Raw genomic sequence first — 5,275 nt, 5'->3', positions numbered from 1 at the left:
GAGAACAGGACGAACGCCCGGAGCGGCATGTCGCGGGTCAGCTCGTGCAGATGCCACGCACCGTCCACCTTGGGCCGCAGCACACGGTCGACACGCTCCGGAGTAAGCGACTCCAGCACACCATCGTCCAGCACACCCGCCGCATGCACCACACCCGTCAACACCACACCGGCGACCACCCCGGCCAGCGCCTCCCGATCAGCCACATCACACGCCACCACCCGAACGCGCGCCCCTGCCACCGCCAACTCTTCCACCAACTCCACCGCCCCCGGCGCCTCACCACCGGACCGCGACACCAACAACAGATCCCGCACCCCATGCACAGCCACCAAATGCCGCGCAACCAGCCCACCCAACCCACCAGTCGCCCCGGTGACCAGCACCGTGCCGTCACCCCACCCGGGCCTGACGCCCGCGGTGGGGGTGCCGACCAGCCGGGGCACCAGCACCTCGCCCGCGCGGATCGCGAACTGGGGTTCGCCGTCGGGCAGTACGGTCGGCGCCTCGGCGGTCGCGTCCAGGTCGACGAGGACGATCCGGTCCGGGTGCTCGGTCTGCGCGGAGCGGACCAGCCCCCACACAGCCGCGGCGGCGAGGTCCGGAGCGGGGTCGGTGGTGCCGGTCCGCACCGCGTTGCGCGTCGCCACCAGCAGCCGCTCGCCGGGCTCGTGGTCGTCGGCCAGCCACTCCTTGAGGGTCGCGAGGACATCGGTAAGGGTGCCCCGCACGGCCTCGGGCACGTCGGAATCCGCCGGCCGTACGTGGTGCACGGCGGTCGCGGCGCCGGTGGTCGCCGTTGCCGGAGCGGGCCGCCAGTCCAGGCGGAAGAGCGGGTCGGACACCGTCGGCCCGCCGGTCGCGACGGCCCGCAGCACCACGGTGTCCGCCTCCGCGATCACCTGGCCGGACTCGTCGGCGAGCAGCAGGGACACATCGCCGTCTGGGCGCCGGGTGAGCCGGGCGCGTACCGCGACGGCGCCGGTGGCGTACAGCCGGAACCCCGTCCAGCGGACCGGGGTTATCCCGGCCGTCCAGCCGACGAGCCCGGCGGCCCGCAGTACGGTCTCCGACAGCACCGGGTGCAGCCCGAACCGGTCGACGTCCGCCGCGGCCGGGCCGTCCGGCAGGGCGGCGTCCACGTACACCTCGTCGCCGTGCTGCCACACGCCGCGAAGGCCGTCGCCCTCCGGCCCCGAGTGGACCTCCACGGCTCCGTCCGGCGGCCACACCGGCGGTGCGGTCGAAGTGGTGGGCTCTGTCGCGCGGCGGAGCACACCCGTGGCGTGACGTGTCCAGGCGACCTCAACGTCGCCGTCCGGCCGGGCGTGGACGGTCAGCGACCGGTCACCGGTCTCATCGGCGGCGCCGACGCGGACCTGGACCCGCACCGCGCCCTGTGCGGGCAGTACGAGCGGTGTGTCCGCGCCGAGCTCGGCGACCAGGTCGCAACCGACCTCGTCACCGGCCCGGATGGCGAGTTCCAGAAGGGCTGAGCCGGGCAGCACGACGGTGCCGTCGGCCGTGTGGTCCGCGAGCCACGGGTGTGTCGCCGCGGACAGCCGGCCGGTGAGCACCGTGGTGTCGCCCTCGGCCAGGGACACCGCAGCACCGAGCAGGGGGTGGCCCGCCGCGCCGAGACCGGCGGCGGCCACGTCGGCGGCCTCGCCCGCGTCCAGCCAGTACCGCTGGCGCTGGAACGCGTAGGTGGGCAAGTCGATCCGGCGCCCGCTGGGCTGGAACGCGCTCCAGTCCACCTCGACCCCGTGCACATGCAGGGACGCCATCGCTCCGAACAGCGAGGTGAGTTCGTCACGATCCGCGCGCAGCGTCGCGACCGCGGCCCCACTGGTGACCATCGGGGTGAGGACGGCGTCCGGGCCCGCCTCGAGGAACGTGGATACGCCGAGCTCGCCGAGTCGGGTGACGACGTCGGCGAATCGGACGGTGTGGCGGATCTGGTCGGCCCAGTGGCGGGGGTCGGTGAGCCGCGCGTCCGCCTGACCGGTCACCAGCGGGATCCGCGGCTCCCGGAAGTCGATGCCGTCGATCGCCGCGGCGAATCCATCGAGGACCGGGTCCATGTGGGCGGAGTGGAAGGCGTGCGACACCCGCAGCCGGTTGGTCTTCCAGCCCCGCTCCCGACACCGGTGTTCCGTGGCGGCGATGGCGTCCGCCTCTCCGGACACCACAACCGATTCCGGACCGTTGACCGCGGCGAGGTCCACACCGTCGCCGAGCAGATCGGCCACATCCGTCTCGCCGGCACCGACCGCGAGCATGGCACCACCCGGCCGCGCACCCTGCATCGCCCGCCCCCGCGCCGCCACCAGCACACACGCGTCCGCCAACGACACCACACCCGCCGCATAGGCGGCCGACACCTCCCCGATCGAATGCCCCGCCACGAAGTCCGGCTCCACACCCCACGCCCGCACCTGCTCAAACAGCGCGACCTCCAGCGTGAACAACGCCGCCTGAGCGAACAACGTCTCATCCAGCACACCCGTATCGCCGAACAACACCTCCCACACCGACCGCCCCAGCGCTCCGTCCAAAAGCCCACACACCTCATCCACCACCCGCGTAAACACCGGCAGCACCCCATACAGACCGCGCCCCATACCCACCCGCTGCGCACCCTGGCCCGTAAACACCACGGCCAACCGGCCACCCGCCACCGAGCCCGCCACCACGCCGGCCCCCGCACGGCCCGCCGCGAGCACACCCAACCCGCGCACCAAATCCTCACGCCCCGCACCCACCACCACGCCACGGTGCGGCAGGTGCGCCTTGGTGGTCAGCAGGGAGGCGGCCACGTCCTGTGGGTCGAGGGCCGGATCCGCGGTGATGAAATCGGCCAGCCGACCGGCCTGGGCCCGCAGTCCGGCCGCGTCGCGGCCGCTCACCGCCCAGACGAGCGGCCTGGCATCAGGCTCTTGAGGTTCGGGTTCGGGCTGCGGTTCCGCCTCCTCAAGGATCACATGCGCGTTGGTTCCGCTGATGCCGAACGACGACACACCGGCCCGCCGGGGCCGTTCACTCGACTGCCAGGCCACCGGCTCGGTGAGCAGCGACAGCGCGGTCGACCAGTCCACGTGCGGTGACGGCTGGTCCACGTGCAGGGTCGGCGGCAGTGTCCCGTGGCGCATCGCCATGACCATCTTGATCACACCGGCGACACCGGCGGCGGCCTGGGTGTGCCCGATGTTGGACTTCACCGATCCGAGCCACAGCGGCCGGTCCCGGTCCGGGCCGTAGGTCGCCAGCAGCGCCTGCGCCTCGATCGGGTCGCCCAGGCTGGTCCCGGTGCCGTGCGCCTCCACGACGTCCACGTCGGACGGTGCGAGCCGCGCGCTGGTGAGCGCCGCGAGGATGACGCGCTCCTGCGACGGGCCGTTGGGCGCGGTCAGGCCGTTCGACGCACCGTCGGAGTTCACCGCCGAACCCCGCACCAACGCGAGCACGTGGTGCCCGTTGCGCCGCGCGTCGGACAGCCGCTCCAATACGAGGATCCCTGCGCCCTCGCTCCAGTTGGTGCCGTCGGCGGAGGCGGCGAACGCCTTGCACCGGCCGTCGGCGGCCAGCCCGCCCTGCTTGCTGAACTCCACGAAGCCGGTGGGGGTCGACATCACCGAGACCCCGCCCGCGAGTGCGAGCGAGCACTCCCGCTTGCGCAGTGCCTGACCGGCGAGGTGCATGGTGACCAGCGACGACGAACATGCCGTGTCCACCGTCATCGACGGCCCTTCCAGCGCGAACGTGTGCGACACGCGGCCGGACAACACGCTCGCGGCGACACCGGTCACCAGGTAGCCGGCCGCCTCGCGGGGGACGTCGCGCAGCCGCGTGCCGTAGTCCTGGCCGTTGGTGCCCATGAACACACCGGTCCGGCTGCCGCGCAGGGACACCGGGTCGACCCCGGCCCGCTCCAGCGCCTCCCACGTCGCCTCGAGCAGGATCCGCTGCTGTGGGTCCATGGCCATGGCCTCGCGCGGCGAGATGCCGAAGAACCCCGCGTCGAAGTCGGCGGCGCCGCGCAGGAATCCGCCCTCGCGCACCGTGCTCGATCCGGTGTCGCCCGCGGCGAGCCTGCCGAGGTCCCAGCCCCGGTCGGCGGGGAACGGAGTGAGCGCGTCCCGGCCGTCGGCCACCAGGTCCCACAGCTGTTCCGGGCTGCTGACACCACCAGGGAAACGGCAGCTCATGCCGACGATCGCGATCGGCTCGCGCTCGGCGTCCTGGTATCCCTTGAGCAGCCGTTGTGCCTCCCGCGCCTCCACGGTGACGCGCTTGAGGTAGGTGCGCAGCTTGTCTTCATTCGCCACGTGCGTTCACTCCATCGCTCATGCCTGGCCGAAGGACTCGTCGATCAGGTCGAACAGCTCTTCGTCCGTTGCCGCGCCGACCCCGTCGTCGCCGAGGTCCGATGTCTCGTCCGTCCACGCCGTCGCGAGTGCCTGGAGGCGCATCGCGACCCTGTCCCGCTCCACCGTGCTCATGTCCAGCTGCGACAGTTCGGCGGCGAGCCTGCTCAGCACGGCGTCCGCCGACGGGGTGTCGACCAGTTCGGCGCGCAGGTACTCGGCCAGCAGCACCAGGGTCGGATGGTCGAACACGAGCGCGGCGGGTAGCCGCAGTCCGGTCGCGTCGCCGAGCCGGTTGCGCAGTTCCACCGCGGTCAGCGAGTCGAATCCCAGCTCGTTGAAGGCGGTGTCGTCGGCGATCGTCCGCGGGACGGCGTGGCCGAGCACCGCGGCGGCGTGCGTCCGCACGAGGTCCACCAGCAGACGTCGCTGTTCGGGGGTCGGCACCCCGGCGAGCCGGGACGCCAGCGCCGGTCCGCCCGTCCCGGTCGCCGATGCGGCGGCGCGGGGCAGCGGGGCGGGGACCAGCCCCCGCAGCAGCGGCGTCACCCGCCCTGCGGTGGCGGCGGCGGCCCGCGCGGCGGCCAGGTTCAGCGGCGCGGGGACGAGCAGCGGCCGACCGTCGGCGCAGCCGGCGTCGAGCAGGGCGAGCCCGTCCGTGGCGGTCAGCGCGGTGAGGCCGGCCCGGCTCAGCCGCTCGTGTCCGGCATCGGCGAGCCTGCCGGTCATTCCGTCCGGCTCGGCCCACATGCCCCAGGCCAGGGACAGCCCGGGCAGACCCTGAGAGCGCCGGTGGTGGGCCAGTCCGTCGAGGAAGGCGTTGGCCGCGGCGTAGCCGGCCTGGCCCGCGCCGCCGAACACTCCGGCGACCGACGAGAACAGGACGAACGCCCGGAGCGGCATGTCGC

At 73.2% G+C, this 5,275-nt stretch carries 2 protein-coding genes; both read right to left on the bottom strand.

Annotated features, from left to right (window positions below; genetic code table 11):
* Positions 1-4,328: type I polyketide synthase (locus VT50_RS37800; protein ID WP_143645385.1), on the bottom strand; the 4,328-nt coding region annotated here is incomplete at its 3' end.
* Positions 4,329-4,346: 18 nt separating this feature from the next.
* Positions 4,347-5,275 (bottom strand): beta-ketoacyl reductase (locus VT50_RS37795; RefSeq protein ID WP_143645384.1); only part of this gene is annotated, 929 nt, incomplete at its 5' end.

Source organism: Streptomyces antioxidans, from assembly GCF_000968685.2.
Lineage (GTDB): Bacteria > Actinomycetota > Actinomycetes > Streptomycetales > Streptomycetaceae > Streptomyces > Streptomyces antioxidans.
This window is presented reverse-complemented; position numbering and strand designations above follow the sequence as displayed.